Genomic DNA, 25707 nt, shown 5'->3' with positions numbered 1-25707 from the left:
TAACGTTTACTATTTAAAAGCATTCTCTCCTGTAATATCAAGCCCTGTTATAAGCAAGTGTATGTCGTGCGTACCTTCATAAGTGATTACACTTTCTAGGTTCATCATATGGCGCATAATACTATACTCTCCTGTAATACCCATACCACCTAGCATCTGGCGTGCCTCACGAGCAATTTTTATAGCCATCTCGACATTATTACGTTTTGCCATAGATATTTGTGCAGACGTGGCTCTATCTTCATTTTTGAGCTGTCCTAGTCTAAAAGCTAGTAATTGTGCCTTTGTAATCTCTGTAATCATTTCTGCAAGCTTCTTTTGCTGCAATTGGAATGCGGCAATAGGCTTCCCAAACTGGATACGCTCTTTTGCATAACGCAATGCAGTATCATAACAGTCCATTGCGGCTCCTATTGCTCCCCAAGCAATACCAAAACGTGCCGAATCAAGACAACCTAATGGCGCTCCTAATCCAGATTTATTTGGCAATAAATTTTCTTTAGGCACTTTTACATCTTGAAAGATAAGCTCACCTGTTGCACTTGCTCTAAGTGACCATTTATTGTGAGTCTCTGGAGTAGAAAATCCTTCCATTCCTCTTTCTACTATAAGACCGTGTATACGTCCCTCTTCATTTTTTGCCCACACAACAGCCACATCACAAAATGGGCTATTTGAGATCCAAAGTTTTGCCCCGTTTAATAGATAATGGTCCCCCATATCTTTAAAGTTTGTGACCATCCCACTAGGATTAGACCCGTGATCTGGTTCTGTAAGTCCAAAAGATCCCATAAACTCACCAGAGGCTAGTTTTGGTAAAAACTTGTTACGCTGCTCTTCAGAGCCATATTTCCATATAGGATACATCACTAGTGAAGATTGTACAGAGGCAGTAGATCGCACACCAGAGTCACCACGCTCTATCTCTTGCATTATAAGACCGTAAGAAATTTGATCTAAGCCAGCTCCGCCATATTGCTCAGGAATATATGGTCCAAAAGCACCTATCTCTGCTAGGCCTGGAATGATAGATTTTGGAAACTTTGCATCTTGCGCTGCTTGTTCTATTATAGGTGATACATCACGCTTTACCCAAGCGCGGGCAGCATCACGTATTAATTTATGTTCTTCGGTAAGAAGGTCGTCTAGATTATAATAATCTGGAGCCTCAAAAAGATCTGGTTTCATAGCTTAGTTTTTTGCATCGTAAAAGTAGCGAAAACGTTTTCAATGCCCAAAACCAAGCTTACATTTTGATATAGAAGTCTTTAACTAGCGAGACATATGCGTCCGTATAATCGTGGCGTGACTTTTCTATAATAAGTGTTGTTATCTCTGCGGGACTTTGCGGGGTTACGCTTTCGCGAAAGCGGTCTTCTCCACCTACCACTTCTTCATCTTGAACAGCAAATGAGAAAGACATAAGACTGCGCTTTACTGGTGCGTCTGGGGTTCCTTTTACTCTGGTAATTCTTGTAGGCACAAGTTGCGCTCTTGAGCATAGCAAAATAAAATCTTCTTCACGCTCATAAGGGATTATAACGTTAAATGTACCTTCTGGTGAAAGCAGCTTTGCTACCGCTCCCACAAGTAACTCAAAAGGCATCGCAGATTCAAACCTTGCTTGCTCTCTTGCATCTTGGGCTGCACCATCATTTTGCGACTTTTCTTTTAATGCATCTTGCGAGGCTTGTGTGAGATCTTCTGTATAAAATGGAGGGTTACAAACTATAAGGTCATACTCATCATCTACCTCTGCCGCAAACTCGTATAAATGTGCGTGGTAACAAAACAGACGATCGCCCCAGTCACTGTTTTCAAAATTTTCGGTAGCCTGCTCATAGGCATTATCATCTAGCTCTACGGCATCTATAGTTTGTGCATCGCAGCGCTGTGCAAGCATAAGTGCAATCACACCTGTGCCTGTCCCTATATCGAGTATGCTATCTGGATATGCCTCTGTAGACGTCCAAGCACCTAGCAAGACGCCGTCTGTACCTATTTTCATCGCACAGCGATCTTGAGCGATGGTAAACTGTTTGAATTTAAAGGGTTTTGATGACATTATATGTATAAATCTATCAAGCCTTCAGGTAATTCAAAATGCATTTGCTTGTTCTCGCGGTCTACTTTCTTGATAAAATCATCTACCATAGGGATGAGTACTTGAGAGCCATCACGGTCTATTTCAAAAATAGCCTGCGTGTTACTGTCATTTACATAAGTGATGGTACCTATTTCACCAAAAGCCTTATCTACTGCAGTAAAGCCTACTACCTCGTGGAAGTAAAATTGATCTCCGGTTAACTCTGGCAATAGGTCTAGTGGAAGGTATAAACCAGCTCCTATCATATCATCTGCATCTTCTTCTGTATCTATATCCTCAAATTTTACACGGAGCAGTGTAGACTTGTGTAGTTGTGAAGACTCGATAAAATAAGGTACAAGACTAGGCCCAAAATCGATAAAGACGGAGTCCATATCTACATATTGTTCTGGCTCGTCTGTATCTAGCTTTGCGAGTAGTTCTCCTTTAAAACTGTACTTACGTACTATTTTACCTAGGTAAAAACATTCTTCCTTTTTCATATGTTGTAAAAATACAATGATATCTTATAAAATAAGAAAACGTCCTAATAATTACATTAGGACGTTTCTGTTACATTTATAAAGCCCCTGGGCTTATAATGCTGTTTACTCTTCAGAGTCTGAAGCTGCTGCTTCTCCCTCTGCACCAGGAGCATCCTCAGCATCTGCAACCACTTCTGGCTGTGCTGCTGCGATACGAGCCTCGTTTACAGCTTTCTCAGCTGCAAGAGCGTCTGCTTTTGCTTTTTCTTCTGCTTTAGAAAGGTCACCTTTCTTAGCTGCTACTTTAGAAGCTTTTTCTTCTAACCAAGCGTTGAATTTTTCTTCTGCTTGCTCTTCAGTAAGCGCTCCTTTACGTACACCACCTGCAAGGTGATTTTTGAGCATTGCTCCTTTGTACGATAAAAGACGTTTTGCCGTCTCAGTAGGCTGCGCTCCGTTTTGTAACCACGTTACAGCTCCATCTACATCTAGATCAATCTGTGCTGGGTTAGTGTTTGGATTGTAAGTACCTATTTTTTCTAAGTATTTACCATCTCTCTTTGCACGTGCATCTGCTGCTACGATCCAGTAAAAAGGCTTTCCTTTTTTACCGTGTCTTTGTAATCTAATTTTAACTGACATAAAAGTTAATTTGTGGGGTACCCGACCCCTGTTTTTATTTAAGTCTGCAAATATACTACAATTTTTAATCCTTTCGACACGTTATATCTTTAATATAGAGTACTTTTGCAAAATATTTAAGACACCCCTCAATGAAAGTATTATTTCTTACATTTTTGAGTGTAATGCTCTTTACTTCTTGTAGTACCATAGAAGACAATAGTCCAGCCTTACAAGGAATTAAAGACAGCTTACTCTTTAGAGCAAACGACTCAAGAGCCATTTTTAACATAGATGGCAGTCTAGTAGTCGCTGGAGAACGCGGCCTTGAAGCTGTAAACATTCTCGTTAATAATCAAAGCCAGAGTCCTGTAACCCTAGGAGGTGCAAATAACACAAACATCGCAACCTATACAGATGAGAACGGTATAGAGTACAGCACTCTTAACGCGCTATCTACCGGAAATTTTATCTATACTCTTAATGGAGACAACAGCCTCTCTGGAGAGTTTAACTTTACGGCATATACAGAATCCCTACAAGACTCTGTTTTCTTTTATAGAGGTATTGCATATCAAGTCCCTATACTAAGTCCTTTAATGAATGAACCAGAAGTAATTGTACTTCAAAACAACTTTACTGCAAAGGTAAATACGATAACGTTTACTCCTACTATCATAAATAGTTCGGTATCTGGTAATCTTATAACAGTAGTGGGACAAACTTCGACCACATCTCTTGCGTTAAACTTTCCGCTCAACACAATGCCAGGTGACTATTTACTAGGTACAAATCCAGACCTTTCGGCTGGTTATACGGTTCCCAATGGAGTATCTAATGCTACATCTGGAGAGCTTACCATCATTACAAATGACGCAGCAAATGAGCTTATTGTAGGTACCTTTTCTTTTCAAACAGATGATGGGTTTGACGTAACAGAAGGTGCATTTACTATAAATTACTAAATTTTATTACGCTTTCGCGAAAGCGGAACCACGCACAATACGAGCACTCCACAAGGGGTGCTTTTTCTTTTATGTTAAGTATTTTAAGACACTTAACAGAGATTTACGTTAATATGCGCCAAAACTAGCGCTATGAGGTTAAAGGTGGTTAAACCTCTATCCCAAAGCCCTGTCTCCCTGTACCTTTACATCATTACTAACAACAAAAAACATATTATGAGCTATACAGAAGAAGTAGGAAATAAGTTAAACAATTTATTAACCAAGTCATATGATGCAGAAGCTGGCTATAAGAAAGCAGCAGAAAAAGTAAGCAACACAGGACTAAAAAACTTTTTTAATAACCGTGCTCAAGATCGATATAACTTTGGACACGAAATTAAGGAAGAGGTACGCAGCTTTGGCCAAGAAGTAGATAAAGGAACAAGCTTTACAGCAGATGCGCACAGAGCGTGGATGGATGTAAAAGCAGCTTTTACAACAGATAATGACGAAGCGGTTTTAGAAGAAGCAATACGAGGAGAAAAGGCCTCTGTAGAAACATATAACGAAGTACTCGCAGAGACTTCATTACCAAACTCAACAAGAATAATACTAGAAAAACAACGTAATAGCATACAGAATGCTCTTAACGAGGTAAAAACTCTTGAAGAGTGGGCATAATTGCCACATTTTAAAAAATTGGATTTGAAAAAGGAGAAAAATCCCAACCAGTAGGTTGGGATTTTTTTTTGCATCAATTTCTCATCATCAGCCACTTATAACGAGTAATATTATTGTGCATAAATCATTAAAATTTGACATTAAATAAGGGTATATTAAAGAGTAAAATTCTGTACATTTCTTATCCACATTTTTTACGCCTATGTACCTCATTTTTGACACCGAAACTACAGGACTTCCAAAAAACTGGAACGCTCCTATTACAGACTCAGACAACTGGCCACGCTGTATACAGATAGCCTGGCAGCTGCACGATGAGATGGGACAAGTCATAGAGCACCAAGATTATCTAGTAAAGCCAGATGGTTTTGACATTCCCTATGATGCAGAGCGTATACACGGGATATCAACAGCGCTGGCAGAAAAAGATGGAGTAGCACTCTCAGAGGTTCTTGAGAAGTTTAATGTCGCACTATCTCAAGCAAAATATGTGGTGGGTCAAAACGTAGGTTTTGACACAAATATTATGGGTGCAGAGTTTCACAGGCTCAACATTGGCAACGACCTGCAAGAGCTGCCCGTACTAGATACGTGTACAGAAAAAACAGCAACACTTTGCCAGTTACCAGGGGGACGAGGTGGAAAATTTAAACTACCTACACTTACAGAATTACACAAACATCTTTTTGGTGAAGGTTTTGGAGAAGCCCACAATGCTACGGCAGATGTTGAGGCGACTACGCGTTGCTTTTTAGAACTTATACGCCAGCGTGTATACACAAAAGAGGAGCTAGATGTACAGCCAGACTATTTTGACAGGTTCTCTCAAGCAAACCCGCAGCCCATTGAGTTTATAGGGCTCAAGCACATCAATCTCAAAAAAGCCTCTGAGCGTATTGCCAAAAAACTAGCTGCGCAAAATGAAGCTCCAGAAATATCACAAACAGAACTAGAAGATAATGCTGCAAAGCTCTCTGAGGTTAAGTTTGCTCATCTACATAATCACTCACAGTTTTCTATACTACAGTCTACCGCTAGCGTGCAAGACATTGTAAAAGCTGCTGCGACTCAAAAAATGCCTGCAGTCGCTATGACAGATATGGGTAATATGATGGGTGCATTTCACTTTACAAAAGCCGTAAAGTCTCATAACGCAGGTGTCAAAAAAGCAAATGCCGCAGCTGTAGAGGCTGGCGAAGAGCCAGAAGGAGTACCTCTTAAAGCCATTATAGGTTGTGAGTTTAACGTATGTGTAGATCACAAAAACAAAAGCCAGAAGGATAATGGGTATCAAATAGTGATCCTCGCCAAAAATAAAAATGGATATCAAAACCTCTGTAAAATGGCGTCTATTGCCTACACAGATGGTTTTTATTATGTACCTCGTATAGATCGTAATGTGATAATGCAATATCGCGATGATCTTATTGTACTCACAGGTAACTTATATGGAGAGGTGCCTAGCAAAATACTTAACGTAGGTGAAAATCAAGCCGAGGAAGCCCTCATTTGGTGGAAAGAGCAGTTTGGCGATGACTTATATATAGAGTTAATGCGTCACGGGCAAGAAGATGAGGATAGAGTGATGCCTGTTTTAATTGCGCTTTCGCGAAAGCATAATATTAAAACTGTCGCATCAAATAACACGTTTTACATAGATAAATCTGATGCAGATGCGCACGATGTATTGCTTTGTGTAAAAGATGGAGAAAAAGTAGCTACTCCAAAGGGGCGTGGTCGCGGCTATCGTTATGGCCTTCCCAATGATGAGTACTACTTTAAAAGTGGAGAGGAAATGAAAACCCTCTTTGCAGATGTGCCAGAAGCTATTTTAAATGTACAAGAGGTTGTTGATAAAATTGAACCTTATGAACTTGCGAGAGACGTACTGCTTCCAGCTTTTGACATACCTCAAGAATTTGTATCTCCAGAAGATGCAATAGATGGTGGAAAACGTGGTGAAAATGCTTTTTTAAGACATCTGGTTTATGAAGGTGCAAAAAAACGCTATGGTGAAGAACTCTCAGAAGAAGTTACAGAACGTTTAGATTTTGAGCTTGACGTTATAGAAAAAACAGGATACCCGGGTTACTTCTTGATTGTAGAAGATTTTATACGCGAGGCTCGTAATATGGATGTATCTGTTGGACCTGGTCGTGGATCTGCCGCAGGATCTGTTGCTGCATACTGTTTATGGATTACAAACATAGACCCGATGAAGTACGACCTACTTTTTGAGCGTTTCTTAAATCCGGATCGTGTGAGTATGCCCGATATTGATATTGACTTTGATGATGAAGGACGTGGGCGTGTAATGCAGTATGTAATAGATAAGTATGGAGCAAATCAAGTTGCACAAATTATTACATACGGTACAATGGCTGCAAAGTCTTCTATACGTGATACCTCTAGAGCACTAGATCTATCACTAGGAGATGCAGATCGTATTGCAAAGCTTATACCTACTATGAGTAAGCTGCGCAAGATATTTGGCAAGACAGATGCAGAGTTGCGTAGTTCTTTTAGATCTGATGATTTACCTAAGGTACAAGAACTTATAAATATAGAGACTCAAGACAATCTGGAAGGGCAAATGTTAAGGCAAGCACGCCAGCTAGAAGGGTCTGTACGTAACACGGGTATTCACGCCTGTGGAGTGATTATCACGCCAGATGATATTACAAATTTTGTACCTGTTGCACTAGCAAAGGACTCAGATCTCTATGTAACACAGTTTGACAACTCTGTAGTAGAGGAAGCTGGATTGCTTAAGATGGACTTCTTGGGTCTGAAGACCCTTACTCTTATAAAGGACACTGTTAAGCTTGTTAAGTATCGCCACAATGTAGATCTGGATCCTGAGAATTTTCCTCTGGATGATGAAAAAACATACGAACTTTTCCAGCGTGGAGATACCGTAGGGATTTTTCAATATGAATCACCTGGTATGCAAAAGCATATGCAATCTCTTAAACCTACCGTTTTTGAAGATCTTATTGCGATGAATGCCCTTTATCGTCCAGGTCCTATGGAATACATTCCCTCTTTTGTAAGAAGGAAGCACGGGGAAGAAGAAATTGAGTACGATCTCCCAGCGATGGAAGAGTACTTAAAAGAGACTTATGGTATTACTGTATATCAAGAGCAAGTGATGCTTCTATCTCAAAAACTTGCCGACTTTACAAAGGGTGAGGCAGATGTACTGCGTAAGGCAATGGGTAAAAAGCAAATTGCAGTTCTTGATAAAATGAAGCCTAAGTTTATAGAACAGGCATCTGCAAAAGGACACGATCCAGAAAAGCTGGAAAAAATATGGAAAGACTGGGAGGCTTTTGCCGCCTATGCCTTTAACAAGTCACACTCTACCTGTTATGCTTGGATTGCTTATCAAACAGCATATCTAAAAGCACACTACCCAGCAGAGTATCTTGCCGCTGTACTTTCTAACAATATGAATGACATAAAGCAAGTAACATTCTTTATGGAAGAGGCAAAGCGTATGGGACTAGAAGTACTAGGCCCAGATGTAAATGAATCTTTTAGAAAATTTACGGTAAATGATAATGGCGCTGTACGTTTTGGTATGGGTGCGGTAAAAGGCGTAGGTACAGGAGCTGTTGCCACTATTGTAGAAAATAGAAAAGATGGTAAGTACAAATCTGTTTTTGACTTTGCACGTCGCGTAGATTTACGAGCAGCCAATAAGAAAGCCTTTGAGAGCCTTGCACTTGCCGGCGGTTTTGACGAACTAGACGGCGACACCCACCGAGCGCAGTTCTTTAATGATAATGGTGATGGGATTACCTTTTTAGAAAAAGCTGTAAAGTATGGTGCTCGCTATCAAGAGAATGAAAATAGCTCTCAGGTAAGCCTTTTTGGCGAGTCAAGTGAGGTGCAAATTCCAGAACCAGAAGTTCCTCCGTGTGAAGAATGGGGCACAATGGAGAAGCTCAAACGTGAGAAAGAAGTGGTAGGTGTATATATATCTGGTCACCCACTAGATGATTTTAAAACCGAGATGGAAACCTTTTGTAACGCAACAGTTAGCCACTTTAACCAGATGGAAGCTTTTGTAAATAGGGAGCTTACCTTTGGCGGGGTGATTACAGACGTTCAACATCGCGTATCAAAAAATGGTAAAGGCTGGGCCGCCTTTACAGTAGAGGATTTTACAGATAGTTTTGAGTTTAGAATGTTTGGAGAAGAGTACCTCAAGATGAGGCACTTCTTAATACCTAATAGTTTTATACACGCAAAGGTCTTTATAAAAGACGGCTTTACTAATAGGGAAACTGGTCGAAAAGGAGATCCTCGCACACAGTTTAATAGTATACAGCAACTTCAAGATGTTATGGAGAATAATGCAAAAAAACTCACCATAAACATTGATATTAATGAAGTAGCTGAAGCTCGTGTAGCCGAAATTAAAGAAATATTAGACCAACATATGGGTAGTGCAAAACTGCACTTTCAAGTCTTTGAACCTAAGGAAAAAATCTACGTAAAAATGCCTAGCAAAAAGACCAAGGTCAAAATTTGCCAAGAACTACTAGATTCTCTAGATCAAAATAAAATACACTATAAGTTAAACTAAGCAACATTACGAGAAGGCACTAGCTCTCTACGTACAAGTATTGTAACTTCTTCTTTATAATTCTCCGTCTGGAGCGTATAAGTAAATGCCTGCGGATTTTTGCTACTCTTAACACCCTGCATACTAGCTTGGTGTAAAAGATAAGTGGCATAATTGGGATACCCTAGATACTTACAAAGCATCTCTATCATCTTTGCGTTAGGGCATAGCTCATCTTCATCGACCCCATCTACATAACTATTGTAATAATTGAGAAGCGTTCTTCTTGAAATTTGATACTTACACTCGCACCATAAACTATTTGCTAGGTGATCTGCCCATTGTGTTTTCGTGTTTCCGGGGGTTTCTGTTTCCGCTTTCGCGAAAGCGGACAAAACAATTTTTCTAAACATCATAATGGTATTTTTTTTTCTAATTCATTCTTACATACAAGTCTATTAAGAACAGGAAAGGATTTTCCATCGGTTTTCCATCTAGCACTCTTGATAAGCTAGATATTTACGTATCTAAAAGATAATCAGTACACAAAGAACGATAATTGGCAATAGGTTTCATAAAGGAAATCCGTAAAATGCAGCATATTTTTTCTTTGTGTAGGTTTTTTCTTTCAAAAAAATATAACCCTAAAACATTAAAATTATGAAAACGACAATTTACATCTTAGCATTTTTATTTATGGGAGTAACTTTTACTGCTTGTACTCCAGATACCGTGGTCGAAGAAAGTGATCGCATAGAGAGCACCTGGGGAGAGGATGATAATGGTGGACAAGATGAGAAAGAAGATGAAGAGGATAATTAGACCTTTTGCATCTTAATATTTTTTACTAATTCGTATATTAGAGGGATGAAACAGTTTATTCTGTCATCCCTTTTTTTACTGTATAGTTTTACGGTTTACAGCACCCTCGCACCTCAGAAATATAATGCTGAGGATAGTTTACTGTACTACAAAAAGTTAAGCCGTAAAAAAAAAGAATCCTACAAAGATAGACTGGCAGCAAATGATAAAGCAATTTACTGGTCAAGACAAGTGTCTGACTCTGTATACCTTGAACAACTAATCTATAGGTGTGATTTGTATTACTATGATAAGCAATACGATCAAGCAATTGCCCAGACTAAAACAGTATTAGACGAAGCAACTAGACTAAAAAGCAAGCGATTTATCGCTCAATCTTATGATAATCAAGGAGATATTTATAAGAAAAAGCAGAATACCTCTGAGGCCTTTACAAACTTTGTACACGCCATAGAACTCTTTACTGAGTTAAAGGATAGTATACAGATTATAAAAATTTCAAAAAAAGCGAGCTACATACAAACCAGTCTTGGCGATATGGATGGAGCAGAATATACTATTGTAAATGCTCTTGACTATAGTAACACATTAAAGGAACCTTCAGAAATCTCTTGGTTTTACGACATTCTGGGAAGGGTTTATAGAGAGCGTGGCTTGTGGCAAGAGGCAATACGGTACCATCGTAAAGCATTACAACTTGAGAACAACAAGGGAAGTAAGGCCTCTCTAATTAATAATTATGCCATTACACTATTAAAATCTGGTGATAATGATGGAGCTATACAACAACTAGAGGTAGGGCTTGCTTATAAAGATAGCTTATCACTCAATACATTATACCGACTCAAGGATAACTATGCATTTGCAAAATCACGTGCTGGACACAAAGACGCCATACCCTTACTAGAAGAAGCTTTAAACCTACGAACTAGCATAGATGACATACCAGGAAAGTATGCCAGTCATATACACCTTGCAGAGGCTTATATGACATTAGGAAATACTAAAAAGACTGCATATCACGCACAACAAGCTTATAATATATCTTCTAAAGCTAAGAATACTGAAGCTGTTGTAAAAGCTCTCGATTACTTGATCCCCGTAACCAAAGAATCTAATGTTCTTTTCAAAGAATATACAAGCTTATCAGATTCTCTAACTAAAGCGCAAAACAAAGCTAAGTTTGAGTTTGCAAAACTGCGGTATGATGTAGAAAAGGCCGAAGAGCGGGAAAACATAGCCTTACAAAAAATTACGGCCTCACAGTTACGAGAAGAAATTGCTATAAGAAAGAGAAACTGGGCACTAGTAGGCATAGGAGGTCTTTTAATCACAGGTTTAATATTTATACTATACCAAAGAGAACGCTCAAAAAAACAGCGAATACTAGATCGCTATGAAACAGAAAAACGCCTTGCCAAAAAACTACACGATGAGCTTGCAAACGAGATTTACCTAGTTATGAATGAGGTAGAAAACGAAATAAGCTCACCTGCAGTAGCAGATAGACTTGAAGACATTTACAAGTTAAGTAGAGACCTCTCTAGAGAGACTAAGCCTATACAAACAGATGAGAACTTCCCGACAGAACTTGCAATGAACTTACAAACCTATACCTCATCAGAAAGAAAACTAATACTAAGAGGTCTAGAGTCTATAAACTGGAATGTGATTAATCCCGAAGTAAAAATCGAGATTTACAGAGTATTACAAGAGTTAATGACTAATATGAGAAAGCATAGTAAAGCTTCTCTTGTAGCGCTAGTTTTTAAGAGTGTAGACAAACTTTTAGAAATTAATTACAGTGACAATGGTAAAGGAGTATCACTATCAAGAGATAATCGCGGGAGCGGTTTGTTAAACACGCAAACCCGTCTCAAATCTCTAGGAGGAGAAATAAAATTTGACTCTGCGGTAGATGAAGGTTTTAGAGCAGAATTATCAATCCCTATTTAATTTACAGTACAATGTTTAAAAAAATACTAGCGGCCGAAGACATAGATAACATAAAACTGGGTGTCTCCTCTATTCTTAAACAGCTCAAAATACCAGAAGTTGTACACGTCGAGTACTGTGATGAAGCCTTTTTAGAATTTAAAATGGCCATTCAAGATAACGCTCCTTTTGACCTTTTAATCACAGATCTCTCCTTTAAAGAATCTCATCGTAAAGAGCGCCTTACCTCTGGAGAGCACCTTTTTAAAGCTTTAAAAGAAGTAGATCCATCCATTAAAGTAATCGTCTACTCTATGGAAGATCACCCACAACGTTTTGACAGCCTCTGGAAGTCTGGCTTGCTAGATGGTTATGTTTGTAAAGATAGACGAGGGCTAGAAAATCTTAAGGAAGCCATAGAGCAAGTCGCAAAAGGTGAGAAATACATCTCTCAACACCTTGCAGATAATGTAAAACAAAAAAATCTGGTAGAACTCAATAACTACGATATTGAGCTATTAAGTCTTCTCGCAGATGGGGCTACACAAGATGAAATACAGCATTATTTTAAATCCAAAAATATGAAGCCTTACAGCCGCAGTAGTATTGAGAAGCGACTGCGTGAGTTGCGCACTGAGTTTGGTGCAAAAACTACTATACACCTCATACGTTTGTTAGCAGACTTGCGCCTGATTTAAAAAAAGTCAAAAAAAATTAAAAAAAAACGCCCAAATAAAGGAAATCCGTAAAATTTTACCTCCATACCATCATATCTTTGTGACTCCCCCGTAGCTTTTTTCATAAGAGGGTTATTATTCAAGATTTTGATGATATTTGAAAAAAAGCTATTATAAAACTCTCATTTCTTATAATGGGAGTTTTTATTTTTATGATTACGCAAACCTAAGCTTTCCCCAACTGAAAAGCACTCATTAAATTTTTTTAATGAGTGTTTTTTTTTACACAACTCTAAAAACTTATATCAAACGACTTAGTTGCTTTGATTATTAACACTATGGAGACCGCTTTCGCGAAAGCGTAAAAAAAGAAAAGCCAACTTATTACAAGTTGGCTTTTATATATTATTATATCCTAATGATTTACATCTCTAAGGCTTTCTTGATATCTCCATCCATAAGAATGTTAATAGGATCTTCTAGTGCTTCTTTTACAGCGACTAAGAATCCTACAGACTCTTTACCATCGATAATTCTATGATCATAAGATAATGCTACAAACATTATAGGTGCGATTACAATCTCGCCATCTTTTACGATAGGGCGCTCTACGATATTGTGCATTCCTAAGATACCAGATTGAGGTGGGTTTATGATAGGCGTAGATAACATAGATCCAAATACACCTCCATTTGAAATTGTAAAGGTTCCTCCTGTCATCTCATCTACAGTAATCTTACCGTCTCTAGCTCTTATTGCAAGGCGTTTTACCTCGCTCTCAACCCCTCTAAAAGAAAGGTTTTCTGCATTTCTAATAACTGGCACCATAAGTCCTTTAGGACCTGATACGGCAATTGAGATGTCTTTATAATCAAAAGTGAGCATCTCTTTACCATCTATCATACTGTTTACAGCAGGATACATTTCGAGAGCTCTTACCACTGCTAGTGTAAAGAATGACATAAACCCTAAACCTACACCGTGCTTTGCCTTAAAGTCTTCTTTGTATTGCTTACGCAGGTCAAATATAGGCTGCATATTTACCTCGTTAAAGGTAGTAAGCATTGCTGTTGTATTTTTTGCTTCTACGAGACGCTCTGCAACTTTACGGCGTAGCATAGATAACTTAGTACGTGAGTCACCTCTAGAACCGGGTCCTGGAGTTCCCATAGAAGGTGTTGCTTTTACAGCATCTTCTTTAGTCACACGGCCAGCTCTACCTGTACCCGTAACTTGGCTAGCGGTCATTCCTTTTTCATCAAGAATTTTTCTTGCTGCTGGGCTTGGAGTTCCAGATGCGTATGTCTTTTCAGTTTCGGCTGGAGCTTTTTCTCCTGTGTTAGGAGTTGCTGCCTGTTCTTTTTTGAGTTTTTCTTCTACTTTACCATCTCCACCACCTTCGTCACCACCTTCATAGGTGTCTGTAGCCGGCGCCTCTGCAGCAGTATCAATAAGGCACACAACTGCACCTACCTCAACAGCATCACCTTCTTCTGCTTTAAGTGTAATGATTCCACTCATCTCTGCTGGAAGCTCGAGCGTTGCTTTATCACTATCTACCTCGGCAATGGCCTGGTCTTTTTCTACATAATCGCCGTCTTCAACGAGCCATTGTGCGATTTCAACTTCTGTGATGGATTCTCCCGGTGAAGGGACTTTCATTTCTAAAACCATAATGTTTCTGGTTACGCCAGTGTTACTCAACTTAATTAGACTAAGGACGCTGGCGGCTATTAATTGTTACTATTTTACAGGCGCTTCAAAAACGCTATCTATTACTTTTTTGTGTCTTGCTTTTGATCTTGTACTACTTCCCGCAGCTGGAGATGCATACACACGTCGCGATGCTACTCTAAGTTTTACTTGATCAAAATTCATAAGCATATAACCCCAAGCTCCCATATTTCTAGGCTCTTCTTGTGCCCAGACATAATCTGTTACATTAGGATAACTTGCAATAATATCTTCTAACTGCTTTTGTGGCAGCGGGAATAGTTGCTCTATACGCACAAGGGCTACATCATCACGGCCATTTTCCTTACGACGCTCTAAGAGGTCATAATAAAACTTACCTGTACAGAATACAAGTGATGTAACTTTCTTCTTATCTACCTCAGTATCATCAAGAACTTCTTGAAAAGAACCTGTGGTGAGCTCCTCTTTAGTACTCACTACAAGAGGGTGTCTTAATAATGATTTAGGTGTAAAAACTACAAGCGGTTTTCTAAAATTCCACTTCATCTGGCGACGTAGTAGGTGAAAGAAGTTAGCTGGCGTCGTTACATCTGCCATTATAAGGTTATCTGTTGCACAAAGCTGTAGGTAACGTTCCATACGTGCACTAGAGTGCTCAGAACCTTGACCTTCATACCCGTGAGGTAATAACATTACGAGTCCATTTTGTGTTTTCCACTTAGACTCTGCAGCGCTTATGTATTGATCTAGCATTATCTGTGCACCATTTGAAAAATCTCCAAATTGAGCCTCCCAGATAGTAAGTGTTTTAGGAGCAGCCATCGCATACCCGTAGTCAAAACCTACCACTCCATACTCAGAAAGTAGTGAGTTATAAATATCCATCTTACCAGCTACATCTAGACGGTTGTGTAGATTAATCTCTTCTACATCATCTTCTGTTTTGATAATGGCGTGACGGTGAGAGAATGTTCCTCTCTCTACATCTTGTCCAGATATACGTACATTAAATCCTTCTTCCATAAGAGAACCGTAAGCTAGAAGCTCACCCATTCCCCAGTCTAATTGATTCTTTTCTGTATACTGCTTATTTCTATCTGCAACAATACGCTGTATCTTGCGTATGAATTTTTTATCTTCTGGTAACTTAGTAATACCGTCTGCTATAACATCTAGCTTACTTATATCATAGGTAGTATCTACAGGAGTAAGAATATCTTCTCTACTTCCTATCTCATACCCTTCCCAGTCATCTGCAAGAATCTCAGTAATTACTGTTTTATCTCTCTTACGAGATTCTTCAAGATCTTCTTCAAGATCATCTTTATATTCTTTTTCGAGCTGCTTTACATATCCCTTTTCTATAACCCCTTCTTTAAGAAGTCTTTCTGCATAGATATCACGAGGATTTGAGTGTTTTGAGATTGCCTTATATAATAAAGGCTGTGTAAATCTAGGCTCATCACCTTCATTATGCCCATACTTTCTATAACCTAGTATGTCTATAAATACATCACGGCCAAATTGCATTCTAAAATCAAGCGCAAAAGCAAATGCGTGACACACAGACTCTACATCATCTGCGTTTACGTGTAGTACTGGAGACAAGGTAACCTTACCTACATCTGTACTATAGGTAGATGATCTCGCATCGAGATAGTTTGTTGTAAAACCTACTTGGTTATTTGCTACGATATGTATCGTACCACCCGTGCGATATCCTTCTAACTGTGCCATTTGCACAATTTCATATACAATACCTTGACCAGCTACGGCAGCATCACCGTGTATAGCAATAGGAAGGATTTTCTTCTCATCTCCTCCTAATTGATTATCTATTTTTGCACGAGACATCCCCTCTATCACTGCTCCTACAGTCTCAAGGTGCGATGGATTAGGTGCTAGGTCCATACGTATTTTATGTCCTTTATCGCTTTCGCGAAAGCTAGTCCACCCCATATGGTATTTTACATCTCCATCAAAAAGTTCATCCTCATCATACTCTTTTCCGTCAAACTCAGAAAAGATTGCCTCTGGTGATTTTCCGAAGATATTTGCCAGTACATTAAGACGACCACGGTGTGCCATCCCTACTACAAATTGCTCAACACCTTTATCAGACCCTCTCTCGATAAGCGTATCAAGACCCGGAATCATAGCGTCAAGTCCTTCTACAGAAAAACGTTTTTGCCCTACATACTTAGAGTGCAAGAAACCTTCAAAAGAAGCTGTTTGATTTAATTTTTTGAGAATATGCCTTTTTTCCTCTTTTGAGAAAGAAGGATGGTTATCATTTTTATTGAGCCAGTTCTGTATCCAAGTAATCTCTTCTGGATTACGAATGTACATATACTCAATGCCTATGTGGTCACAGTATATAGCCTCAAGGTGGTTTACAATCTCTTGTAACGTCTTCTTCCCAATACCTAAAATTGAACCAGCTTCAAACTCTGTACTAAGATCAGACTTAGAGAGTCCAAAGTTTTCTATCTCTAGTGTAGGTGCATATTTACGGCGTGCACGTACAGGGTTAGTCTTTGTAAAGAGGTGACCTCTGTTACGGTATCCGTCTATTAATTTTACTATTTGAAATTCTTTTTGAATTCCTTCAGGAATAACCACAGTCTCTCCTCCTACATCACCAGTAACCTCTTCTGCACTTTCTAGCCCAAAGTCAAAACCTTGAAAAAAAGCGCGCCAGCTAGCTTCTACACTATCTGGGTTAAGTAAATATTGATCGTAAAGCTCAGCAAAGTAAGCGGTATGTGCGGCATTCAGAAATGAAAATCTATCCATTTGATATTTAAGTTCTGCGTCTTGCGACTTTAGAAAAGCAAAAATACGATAATTAACATTTTTGGACATATAATACCTATATTTATAACAGAGAATTAAGACACTACAGCTATGAAATGTAATTTTTTAGGGATTATACTACTCACAGGCCTCTTTTTTACAATGACAACAACAATTCAAGCGCAAGAGAATACTACAAAACCTAAAAGTGAGTTTTGGAGCAAGGTGCGTTTTGGCGGTGGATTAGGCTTAAATTTTGGTCGAAACAATACTAACATCACGGTTGCACCAAGCGCATTGTATCAACCCAATCAATATGTCGCATTTGGACCAGGACTTAATTACACTTATCAAAAATTTGGAGATTTTAAAACAACTCTTGTAGGGGCAAGTGCTATTGTCATTTCAAATCCGCTTGATTTCTTACAGCTCTCTGGAGAGTTTGAGCAACTTCGCGTTTTTCAATCGGTTTCTGGACTACCAGACATTCCAAACTCTTGGAATACTGCACTCTTTCTGGGCGCAGGATACCGTCTCAACGTAGGAGGAAATAGCCTAGGCGCAATCGGGATACGTTACAATGTACTCTTTGACGATAATGATTCTGTTTATGCAGATGCGTGGCAGCCTTTTGTACGTGTCTATTTTTAATACACGTTTACTACTATTATAACTTTGAGCCAAGCACAACATTCCACTCCTTGATATCGTAAGAAATAACAATACCATTTTTTACATAAGGATCTTGTGCCGCAAATGTCTCAACTTGTGATTTGTCTTTTACTTGAAAGATTAGCACACCTGTTTCACCAGGACCTTCTGTAGCTCCACCTAGTAGAAGACTGCCCGCAGCTACAGCTGCTTTTGCAACCTCAAAATGATCTTTGCGATAAGGTGTTCTTTTCTCTAAATAGTTTTCTATAAAAGTATATGTAAGGATGTAATATTTCATCTAGTCCATCATAATCTCTAGAAGACCTATCGCCGCCTCACTTATTTTTGTTCCAGGCCCAAAAACTGCTGCAGCACCAGCCTCAAATAAAAATTCATAATCTTGCTGCGGAATCACTCCACCTACAATCACCATAATATCTGGTCTTCCTAGCGCCTTTAGCTCTTCAATTACTTGAGGCACTAATGTTTTGTGACCAGCCGCAAGTGATGAGACTCCTAGTATGTGCACATCATTTTCTACTGCTTGTTTTGCTGCCTCTTTAGGTGTTTGAAATAGCGGCCCTATATCTACATCAAACCCTATATCTGCGTAGCCAGTTGCTACTACTTTTGCTCCACGGTCGTGACCGTCTTGCCCCATTTTGGCAATCATAATTCTAGGACGACGCCCGTCTTGCGTTGCAAACTGGTTTGCGAGTTGTTGCGCTTTCGCGAAAGCGGAATCTTCTTTCATCTCTTTGCTATATACACCACTAAAGGATTGTATCTGCGCTTTGTGACGCCCATAAACCTCCTCTAGTGCATCTGAAATTTCTCCTAGGGTTGCTCTTTCTCTAGCTGCTGTAACCGCAAGTGATAATAAATTACCATTGCCCTCTCTAGCTGCGTTTGTAAGCGCCTCTAAAGCTTGAGAAACTTTAGCTGAGTCTCTGTCATTTTTGATTTGATCCAGACGCTTAAGCTGGCCATCACGCACCTTTGTATTATCTACATCAAGTATATCTAGGTGCTCATCTTCTGTAGGTCTGTATTTATTAACTCCCACTATAATATCTTGACCACTATCTATGCGGGCTTGCTTTCTAGCAGCTGCCTCTTCAATACGTAGTTTGGGAATACCAGCTTCTATAGCTTTAGTCATACCTCCTAGCTCCTCTACCTCTTGAATAAGCTCCCAGGCTTTATGAGCAATATCATTTGTGAGAGACTCTACATAATAACTACCCGCCCACGGGTCTACGGTTTTTGTAATATGTGTTTCTTCTTGTAAGAAAATTTGTGTGTTACGAGCGATACGAGCAGAAAAATCTGTAGGCAAGGCAATGGCCTCATCTAGTGCGTTAGTGTGTAAACTCTGCGTCCCTCCAAAAGCCGCTGCAGCAGCCTCAATAGTTGTGCGCGCAACGTTATTAAATGGATCTTGCTCTGTAAGACTCCAGCCACTAGTCTGGCAGTGCGTTCTCAAGGCAAGAGACTTTGGGTTTTTAGGGTTAAATTGTTTTACAATTTTTGCCCATAACATTCTGGCGGCACGCATCTTTGCGATTTCCATAAAGTGGTTCATCCCTATTGCCCAGAAAAATGAAAGCCTTGGCGCAAAGCTGTCTATATCCATCCCGGCAGCAAGCCCAGTTTTTATATACTCCAGTCCATCTGCTAGGGTGTATGCGAGTTCTATATCACAAGTTGCTCCGGCTTCTTGCATATGATATCCAGAGATTGAGATACTATTAAATTTAGGCATCTTCTTTGCTGTATATTCAAAGATATCTGAGATGATTCTCATAGATGGTGTAGGAGGATATATGTACGTGTTACGCACCATAAATTCCTTAAGAATATCATTTTGGATTGTACCCGAAAGTAGCGCCGTATCTACTCCTTGCTCTTGAGCTGCGACTATATAAAATGCCATAATAGGAAGCACTGCTCCATTCATAGTCATAGAGACAGACATCTTATCTAGCGGTATCTGGTCAAAAAGGATTTTCATATCCTCTACCGAGTCTATCGCCACACCTGCCTTACCTACATCTCCTACTACGCGCTCGTGATCACTATCATAACCACGGTGTGTTGCGAGATCAAAAGCTACCGAGAGTCCCTTTTGGCCTGCGGCAAGGTTTCTACGATAAAATGCGTTACTATCCTCTGCAGTAGAAAAACCCGCATACTGGCGTATCGTCCAAGGTCTTCTTACATACATTGTACTGTAAGGCCCGCGTAAGTTAGGCGCCATACCGGCCACAAAATCTAAGTGCTCTAGATCTTGGACATCTTCAGGAGTATAGGTAGATTTTACATCTATCTTTTCGGCAGTGGTTTTTAAAACCACATCTTGTTGAGAACTACTTTTTACTTGAGCCCCAAGGGTGATATGTTGTACGTCTCTTCTACTCATTACTTTCTTGCGCTACTTGCGCTACTGGCGCAAGATGTTGATAAAATGCATCTAGTGCCACATAGAGCGCAGTGACTCTTTGATCTTTTGCTTGTCTTCCAAAGTTACGCATACGTGAATTGAACAACTTTGGGTTCATAGTATTAGTCTCTACAAGGGCATTTATAGTGGTAGACAAATCTTTATCTTCCATATTATTTATAACACACTGCACTGCAGGATGCTTATAGTTAAGATTACTAGTGCCTCCATCTTCAAGCAAAATATTGCGAGCCCGTAATTCTTTATAAATAGCAATGGAGTGACTTGTTGCAACTCTATCAAACTCTGCTGTACCCGTAAAACCTACATATAAGTAGCGACCGTAAGCACTTACAAGACGTTTTGCCTCTGGATCATATGCCTCTGTAATATCTTGTTCAAATTGATATAGCGCCTCATTAAGTAACGCGCTATCTTCATCACCACAGGTAGTTATACTTTCTTTTTCTGAATATTGTAGTGTAAGTTCTTTCTTGTCATCACAAGATATTAGGCTTACAGACAAAAGGAGAACCACTACTACTAGTTGATTAATTTTTATCATATCTACTCAGTTTTAAGACGCTCTTTTTCGACAGTTTCTGCGAGACGTCTCATTATTATAGGTTCGATTATTGTTTTGCGTGGATTTATTTTTACAAAAGGATATAACTCAAGATTGTCCTTCATCTTATCATCTTGATTAGGATGCTTGTTAGTTCCTAATAAAGTAATGACTCCCTCATCAAAAAGCTGCTGCTCTCTAGTAGCGCTTTCTTTAATCTTGCGTTGTACGGTTCCATCTTTGAGTTGTTTTAATAGACCCCCATTGCGCTCTATATCCTTAAACAGCGTAAGTGCTTTTTCCGCTAGCTGATGGGTGAGTTCCTCAACATAGTAAGATCCATCTGAAGGATTTTGTACAGCATCAAAATAGCTTTCTTCTTTAAGCACTATTAATTGATTACGAGATATGCGCTGTCCAAAATCATTTGTTTTATGATATAATGCATCGTAAGGCATATTTACCACCCAGTCTGCTCCTCCTAAAACTGCGCTCATACACTCTGTAGTGGTACGCAACATATTAGTATTATAGTCGTAAATAGTTTTATTTCTACGGCTTGGGTGTGCTACGATTTTAATAGCTGTGTCTTGATAAGAAAAAGCACTTAAAACAGTTTGTGCTAATTCTCTTAATGCTCTAAGCTTTGCAATTTCAAAAAAGTAATTTGCACCCACACTTACCTCTACAACTACTTCTTCTAGTTTAAGATTTTCTTGCTCGCAAAAGTTTAAATACTCAGCTAGTTGTGCCATACCGTATGCCAGTTGCTGTACCATAGTTGCTCCAGCATTCTGATAAAGTGTAGTGTCTATTGTAAAGGATGACGCTGCTTCTTGTATAACTTCTTTAAAATCTTGATGATCCTTATTGAGGTTTGTAAACCAGTTACCATCTAAAGCAAGATGGTTAATAATATCTAGCTTTACTACGAGCTCATACTTATCACTATATCGATATAGCTCCTTATAAAATTCTGCGTCTAAAAATGATAGATCAAAATACAGAGGCACCGAAGTATCACTAAGCGTTGTAAATAACGCAGCTATATCAAAAGGTTTATTGGCTTGAAAATAAACAGCCTCTACACCATTTGCTATAGCATTATTTGCCGTCTCTGCAGACTGTACTGCTTGATTTATAAAAATTTTCTCTCCTACAAACCACTGCTTAGGTAATGGTATTGCTGGTGATTTTTTTATCTCATCTTTATGGTAAAAAGGGCGTACGTGTATACCCTCTAAGCTCTGCCAGACAAGCGTCTCATTATAATCTGCACCCTTAAGATCAAACTGTATTTTCTGTTTGTATGCTTTTGCAGATACTGGATCAAATTCTGAAAATAAACTAGTCTTCATTTTCCTGTTTTAAACTATCTTGATATTCAATAATGTAAATCTCCTCGTTATCCTTTTTCATAAGGTATTCTTCACGAGCAAACCGCTCTAAACCTGCGCTATCTTTAAGCTGTAGTATTTGAGCATTATCCTTTGAAATTTCGTTTTTAAAATAATCGCGGTTACCCTTTAACTTATCTCGCTCTTGGTTAAGTTCCCTGTGTAATAGGTATGAACTCCCGTCAAAAAACAGCATCCAGATTAAGAAAATGATGGTAATGAGTAAATATTTATTACTCAATACTCTAAACCATTTTTTTTGCCTCAGCTCTTTGACACCCATTGTAGTAAATATAGTAAAACCTTAATTTAAACGTTCGTTTATAATACTTCGTACAATATCTACAGCAACAGTATTATACCTATTGTTTGGTATAATAATATCTGCAAATTCTTTTGTGGGCTCAATAAATTGCTGGTGCATAGGCTTAAGCGTGGTTTGATACCTATTAAGCACTTCATCTAGATCTCTACCGCGCTCTGCAATATCCCTCTTGAGACGACGTATTAATCGCTCATCACTATCTGCGTGTACAAAAACTTTGATATCAAAAAGATTTCTAATAGCAGGATCTGTAAGTATAAGGATACCCTCTACCACCATCACATTAGTAGGTGTGGTAAGCACCGTCTCTTCTGTACGGTTATGTGCAACAAATGAATATACTGGTTGTAATATATTCCTTCCTTCTTTAAGCTCTTTGAGATGTTGACACAGCAATGGAAAATCTATCGCATTAGGGTGATCAAAGTTTACTTTCTTTCTTTCCTCCATAGAGAGGCTAGAAAGATCTTTATAATATGAGTCTTGGGAGATAACCGTTACCTGTCCTTCTGGAAGGTCTGAAACTATCTGATCTACTACGGTAGTTTTTCCACTACCGGTACCTCCACCTATACCTATTATGAGCATAATTGTAATTGTGTTGTTTTAAGTACGCTTTCGCGAAAGCGTTATTCTTTTTATTCCTCTTCTTGTCCGTATTGATCTATATACTCTGGGTATAAAAACTCATTATATGGAAAACGTGTTACGTGTATCTCTCTCACGCGCTCGTATACCTTCTTTCTAAAGGAATCAAAGTTGTTTTTATTAAGCGCCGAAATGAATATCGCATCACCATTAGTGCGTGACATCCAGGTCTCCTTCCACTCCTCTAGTGAGTAGTGAGCCCCCGTGCGCTCTACCATAAGGTCATCATCATCATAAGCCTCTGCCTTATATGCATCAATTTTATTAAAGACCATAAGCGTGGGTTTATCCATACTTTTTATCTCATCTAGAATCTTATTTACGGCATTAATATGATCTTCAAACTGTGGGTGTGAGATATCTACCACGTGTAATAGTAAGTCTGCCTCGCGCACCTCATCTAGCGTACTCTTAAAAGAGTCTACTAGCTGTGTAGGTAACTTTCTTATAAACCCAACGGTGTCTGAAAGTAAGAATGGTAAATTACCTATTACCACCTTACGCACAGTAGTATCAAGGGTTGCAAAGAGTTTATTTTCGGCAAACACCTTACTCTTGCTTATCACATTCATAAGGGTACTTTTACCCACATTTGTATATCCTACAAGGGCTACTCTCACCAGTGCACCACGGTTACCACGTTGTGTAGACATTTGCTTGTCTATGGTTTTCATCTTCTTTTTGAGCAGGGTGATGCGGTCACGTACGATACGTCTATCTGTCTCAATTTCTGTCTCTCCAGGGCCACGCATACCTATACCTCCACGCTGGCGCTCAAGGTGTGTCCATAAACCTACTAGACGAGGTAAGAGATACTCATACTGCGCAAGCTCTACCTGCGTACGTGCATAACTAGTTTGTGCTCGTTGTGCAAAAATATCTAGTATAAGATATGTACGATCTACAATCTTACACTTAAGTAGTGCCTCAATGTTACGCTGCTGTCCCGGTGTAAGCTCGTCGTCAAAAATGACTGTACCTACATCGTGCTGCTCTACATAAGCAGCTACATCTTCCATCTTACCTGTACCTATAAAAGTTTTAGGGTTAGGACGTTCTAATTTTTGACTAAAACGCTTGAGAACCTCTGCTCCTGCCGTGTAGGCCAAAAACTCGAGCTCATCAAGGTATTCTGTCATTTTTTCGTGCGTTTGTTTTTGGGTTACAAGTCCTACAAGAATGCACTTTTCATATTCTATTTTTTCAACTTCCAGCATAAATACAAAGGTAGCAAATGGATTGCAGTCTTTTTGACTAAATTGTGGGTCTCATAGATACAGTTTAAAATGGAGGATACATCCGCTTTCGCGAAAGCGCAAACCAAAAAAATAAAATGTGCTATAGGTTTTTATAATCTTGAAAACCTTTTTGACACAAAAAATGACCCCGCAACACTAGATGACGACTTTACACCAGGTGGTTTTAAGGAGTGGAACTCTTATAAGTTTGACAAAAAAGTTAAAAAACTGGCTAAGGTTATTTCTAAAATAGGAAAAAAAGAGACTGCGGCATCACCAAGTTTACTAGGCGTAGCAGAGGTAGAAAACAAGGCTGTACTAGAAGCACTAATAAAAACTAGTAAGCTTGATGACGAAGGGTATAGCATTGTGCACTATGACTCTCCAGATGAGCGTGGTATAGATGTAGCACTTTTATACAAGAAGAAAGATTTTACGGTACATAAGAGTGAGGCCGTCACATTATATTTAGAGACAGAAGAGGGAGATCGTGATTATACCAGAGATATTTTATATGTGCAGGGTAACTTACTAGGTACAGAGGTACATATACTTGTAAACCACTGGCCATCTCGACGTAGAGGAGCAAATGAAACTTCTCACAAACGAATAAAAGCCGCTCAAAAAAATCGAGAACTTATAGACAATCTTGTCGCACAAAATCCAGAAGCAAGGGTAATTATAATGGGTGACTTTAATGATGGACCACACAGTGAGAGCATAAAAAAACACCTGGTTAAAACTGACTTTTACAACCCGATGCTTTATCTCGGGACGAGATATGAGGGTAGTCTTAATTATAATTATGAGTGGTTCATTTTTGATCAAATTATCTTTTCAAACAACTTTGTGCGCATTTATAACAATGACCTTCTTTATGAGAAGTCTGATATTTATAATGATTTTTATCTCACAGAGTACGATGGGAAGTTTAAAGGTAATCCCTTTAGAACATATGCTGGCAAAAACTACCTGGGTGGCTATAGTGACCACTTCCCTGTCTATACAATTTTAACGGCAACTGTTAAAAACTAGAATTTACCAAGTAGGAAAGAAGTCAGTTGTCGGATTTATAAAGTATTATATCCAATATTTTTGTTAATTGTTTGAAGATTGCTT

22 protein-coding genes are annotated in these 25707 nt (G+C 39.0%); 8 read left to right on the top strand and 14 right to left on the bottom strand.

Going from position 1 to position 25707, the window contains the following annotated elements:
- Positions 1-9 precede the first annotated feature (9 nt).
- From ACFO5T_RS03615 to ACFO5T_RS03600, 4 genes are all read right to left on the bottom strand, one after another.
- The gene (locus ACFO5T_RS03615) at positions 10-1188 is read right to left on the bottom strand and encodes an acyl-CoA dehydrogenase family protein (RefSeq protein WP_038597551.1); all 1179 of its coding nucleotides are present in this window, start codon (positions 1186-1188) and stop codon (positions 10-12) included.
- A 58-nt stretch (positions 1189-1246) separates the two neighbouring features.
- Complete coding sequence (locus tag ACFO5T_RS03610) at positions 1247-2065, bottom strand: tRNA1(Val) (adenine(37)-N6)-methyltransferase (RefSeq protein ID WP_375252133.1); 819 nt, start codon at positions 2063-2065, stop codon at positions 1247-1249.
- Positions 2065-2589 carry a ribosome maturation factor RimM gene (rimM, locus tag ACFO5T_RS03605; RefSeq protein WP_038597557.1) on the bottom strand — a complete coding sequence of 175 codons (525 nt, stop codon included), beginning with the start codon at positions 2587-2589 and terminating at the stop codon, positions 2065-2067. The genes ACFO5T_RS03610 and rimM overlap by 1 nt, the downstream gene beginning before the upstream one ends.
- Positions 2590-2694: 105 nt before the next feature.
- Complete coding sequence (locus tag ACFO5T_RS03600; RefSeq protein ID WP_035325802.1) at positions 2695-3213, bottom strand: 30S ribosomal protein S16; 519 nt, start codon at positions 3211-3213, stop codon at positions 2695-2697.
- 131 nt (positions 3214-3344) lie between these two features.
- Here ACFO5T_RS03600 and ACFO5T_RS03595 point away from each other — a divergent pair, with 131 nt between their 5' ends.
- The 3 genes from ACFO5T_RS03595 (at position 3345) to dnaE (ending at position 9414) form a co-directional block, all read left to right on the top strand.
- The gene (locus ACFO5T_RS03595; protein ID WP_380032120.1) at positions 3345-4157 is read left to right on the top strand and encodes a DUF6252 domain-containing protein; all 813 of its coding nucleotides are present in this window, start codon (positions 3345-3347) and stop codon (positions 4155-4157) included.
- 216 nt (positions 4158-4373) lie between these two features.
- Positions 4374-4820, top strand: coding sequence for a ferritin-like domain-containing protein (locus tag ACFO5T_RS03590; protein ID WP_380032118.1), 447 nt, complete (start codon positions 4374-4376; stop codon positions 4818-4820).
- Between the two features lie 202 nt (positions 4821-5022).
- A complete protein-coding gene (gene dnaE, locus ACFO5T_RS03585) occupies positions 5023-9414 on the top strand; it encodes a DNA polymerase III subunit alpha (RefSeq protein WP_380032115.1) in 4392 nt (1463 codons plus the stop codon).
- Here dnaE and ACFO5T_RS03580 read toward each other — a convergent pair.
- Complete coding sequence (locus ACFO5T_RS03580) at positions 9411-9809, bottom strand: hypothetical protein (protein ID WP_035325807.1); 399 nt, start codon at positions 9807-9809, stop codon at positions 9411-9413. The genes dnaE and ACFO5T_RS03580 overlap by 4 nt on opposite strands.
- Before the next feature lie 244 nt (positions 9810-10053).
- Here ACFO5T_RS03580 and ACFO5T_RS03575 point away from each other — a divergent pair, with 244 nt between their 5' ends.
- The 3 genes from ACFO5T_RS03575 to ACFO5T_RS03565 are packed head-to-tail and all read left to right on the top strand — an operon-like array spanning position 10054 to position 12848.
- Entirely contained in the window at positions 10054-10215 is a 162-nt protein-coding gene (locus tag ACFO5T_RS03575; protein ID WP_375252135.1) for a hypothetical protein, read from the top strand.
- 45 nt (positions 10216-10260) lie between these two features.
- Positions 10261-12171 (top strand): tetratricopeptide repeat-containing sensor histidine kinase, encoded by a 1911-nt coding sequence (locus ACFO5T_RS03570; RefSeq protein WP_380032110.1) that lies wholly within the window; start codon positions 10261-10263, stop codon positions 12169-12171.
- An 11-nt stretch (positions 12172-12182) separates the two neighbouring features.
- Positions 12183-12848 (top strand): helix-turn-helix transcriptional regulator, encoded by a 666-nt coding sequence (locus tag ACFO5T_RS03565; RefSeq protein WP_035325810.1) that lies wholly within the window; start codon positions 12183-12185, stop codon positions 12846-12848.
- Positions 12849-13250: 402 nt separating this feature from the next.
- Here the strand turns inward: ACFO5T_RS03565 and odhB are convergent, their stop codons facing one another.
- Together odhB and ACFO5T_RS03555 are read right to left on the bottom strand one after the other, a co-directional pair.
- Entirely contained in the window at positions 13251-14501 is a 1251-nt protein-coding gene (odhB, locus tag ACFO5T_RS03560) for a 2-oxoglutarate dehydrogenase complex dihydrolipoyllysine-residue succinyltransferase (RefSeq protein ID WP_038597575.1), read from the bottom strand.
- Positions 14502-14570: 69 nt separating this feature from the next.
- On the bottom strand, positions 14571-17318 hold the full coding sequence (locus ACFO5T_RS03555) for a 2-oxoglutarate dehydrogenase E1 component (protein WP_380032105.1): 2748 nt from the start codon (positions 17316-17318) through the stop codon (positions 14571-14573).
- 111 nt (positions 17319-17429) lie between these two features.
- On the opposite strand from ACFO5T_RS03555, the gene ACFO5T_RS03550 reads away from it, so the two are divergent.
- Positions 17430-17969 (top strand): alpha-ketoglutarate decarboxylase, encoded by a 540-nt coding sequence (locus ACFO5T_RS03550; protein WP_380032102.1) that lies wholly within the window; start codon positions 17430-17432, stop codon positions 17967-17969.
- A 16-nt stretch (positions 17970-17985) separates the two neighbouring features.
- Here the strand turns inward: ACFO5T_RS03550 and ACFO5T_RS03545 are convergent, their stop codons facing one another.
- The 7 genes from ACFO5T_RS03545 to hflX form a co-directional block, all read right to left on the bottom strand.
- Positions 17986-18270: a YciI family protein gene (locus tag ACFO5T_RS03545; protein ID WP_380032099.1), complete on the bottom strand. Its 285-nt coding sequence runs from the start codon at positions 18268-18270 to the stop codon at positions 17986-17988.
- Positions 18271-20394 carry a methylmalonyl-CoA mutase gene (scpA, locus tag ACFO5T_RS03540; protein WP_380032096.1) on the bottom strand — a complete coding sequence of 708 codons (2124 nt, stop codon included), beginning with the start codon at positions 20392-20394 and terminating at the stop codon, positions 18271-18273. It abuts the gene before it with no gap.
- Complete coding sequence (locus ACFO5T_RS03535; protein WP_380032093.1) at positions 20387-20980, bottom strand: hypothetical protein; 594 nt, start codon at positions 20978-20980, stop codon at positions 20387-20389. The genes scpA and ACFO5T_RS03535 overlap by 8 nt, the downstream gene beginning before the upstream one ends.
- Positions 20981-20982: 2 nt before the next feature.
- Entirely contained in the window at positions 20983-22338 is a 1356-nt protein-coding gene (locus ACFO5T_RS03530) for a methylmalonyl-CoA mutase subunit beta (RefSeq protein WP_380032090.1), read from the bottom strand.
- A complete protein-coding gene (locus tag ACFO5T_RS03525; RefSeq protein WP_316930951.1) occupies positions 22328-22618 on the bottom strand; it encodes an FtsB family cell division protein in 291 nt (96 codons plus the stop codon). The genes ACFO5T_RS03530 and ACFO5T_RS03525 overlap by 11 nt, the downstream gene beginning before the upstream one ends.
- 63 nt (positions 22619-22681) lie before the next feature.
- On the bottom strand, positions 22682-23290 hold the full coding sequence (gene udk / locus ACFO5T_RS03520) for a uridine kinase (RefSeq protein ID WP_035325822.1): 609 nt from the start codon (positions 23288-23290) through the stop codon (positions 22682-22684).
- A 50-nt stretch (positions 23291-23340) separates the two neighbouring features.
- The gene (hflX, locus tag ACFO5T_RS03515) at positions 23341-24567 is read right to left on the bottom strand and encodes a GTPase HflX (RefSeq protein ID WP_380032087.1); all 1227 of its coding nucleotides are present in this window, start codon (positions 24565-24567) and stop codon (positions 23341-23343) included.
- 69 nt (positions 24568-24636) lie between these two features.
- On the opposite strand from hflX, the gene ACFO5T_RS03510 reads away from it, so the two are divergent.
- The gene (locus tag ACFO5T_RS03510) at positions 24637-25623 is read left to right on the top strand and encodes an endonuclease/exonuclease/phosphatase family protein (RefSeq protein WP_380032084.1); all 987 of its coding nucleotides are present in this window, start codon (positions 24637-24639) and stop codon (positions 25621-25623) included.
- Positions 25624-25707: the final 84 nt, after the last annotated feature.

Source organism: Dokdonia genika (assembly GCF_042652845.1).
Classification (GTDB): domain Bacteria; phylum Bacteroidota; class Bacteroidia; order Flavobacteriales; family Flavobacteriaceae; genus Dokdonia; species Dokdonia donghaensis.
The sequence above is the reverse complement of the archived record's forward strand: the minus strand, read 5'-3'. Positions and strand labels throughout refer to the sequence as shown.